Source organism: Ruegeria sp. BHSA118, from assembly GCF_059613405.1.
The window spans coordinates 1-1,184 of the sequence record NZ_JBXWSM010000167.1 but is presented as its reverse complement, the minus strand read 5'-3'; the positions used below and the strand labels follow the sequence as shown (position 1 = coordinate 1,184).

The window sequence follows — 1,184 nt, the reverse complement described above, 5'->3', positions numbered from 1 at the left end:
GGTGCGAATTACTCGATGATTTTCGACACAACGCCGGCGCCGACGGTGCGGCCGCCTTCGCGGATGGCGAAACGCAGACCGTCTTCCATCGCGATCGGAGCGATCAGCTCGACGGTGAAGCCGACGTTGTCGCCAGGCATAACCATCTCGGTGCCAGCCGCCAGGGTCACGGTGCCGGTCACGTCAGTTGTACGGAAGTAGAACTGCGGACGGTAGTTCGCAAAGAACGGAGTGTGACGGCCGCCTTCTTCCTTGGTCAGGATGTAGGCTTCGGCTTCGAACTTGGTGTGCGGTGTCACCGAACCCGGCTTACACAGAACCTGGCCACGCTCAACGCCGTCACGGTCGATACCGCGCAGCAGGGCGCCGATGTTGTCGCCCGCTTCACCGCGATCCAGCAGCTTGCGGAACATTTCAACACCGGTACAGGTGGTTTTCTGGGTGTCGCGGATGCCGACGATTTCGATCTCGTCGCCAACATTGATCACGCCACGCTCGACACGACCGGTCACAACGGTACCACGGCCCGAGATCGAGAACACGTCTTCAACCGGCATCAGGAACGGCTTGTCGACTTCACGCTCAGGGGTGTCGATGTAGTCATCAACAGCCGCCATCAGTTCGCGGATCTTCGCTTCGCCGATTTCCGGGTTGTTGCCTTCCATCGCGGCCAGAGCCGAACCTGCGATGATCGGAATATCGTCGCCGGGGTATTCGTAGCTGGACAGCAGTTCGCGAACTTCCATCTCAACCAGTTCCAGCAGCTCTTCGTCGTCGACCTGGTCAACTTTGTTCATGAACACGACCATCTTCGGGATGCCAACCTGGCGGCCCAGCAGGATGTGCTCGCGGGTCTGCGGCATCGGGCCGTCAGCGGCGTTCACAACCAGGATCGCGCCGTCCATCTGCGCCGCACCGGTGATCATGTTCTTGACATAGTCAGCGTGGCCGGGGCAGTCGACGTGCGCATAGTGGCGGTTGTCGGTCTCGTATTCCACGTGGGCGGTCGAGATGGTGATGCCGCGCGCTTTTTCTTCCGGCGCACCGTCAATCTGGTCATACGCTTTGAAGTCACCGAAATACTTGGTGATTGCTGCGGTCAGCGTGGTCTTGCCGTGGTCAACGTGGCCAATCGTGCCGATGTTGACGTGCGGTTTTGTACGCTCAAACTTTTCCTTTGCCAT

General features: G+C 59.5%; 1 protein-coding gene. It reads right to left on the bottom strand.

The features are described 5' to 3' along the window. Positions 1-8: 8 nt before the first annotated feature. Positions 9-1,184, bottom strand: a 1,176-nt coding sequence (gene tuf / locus AC2FNN_RS21680; protein ID WP_171725214.1) for an elongation factor Tu, incomplete at its 5' end; no start/stop codon positions are given.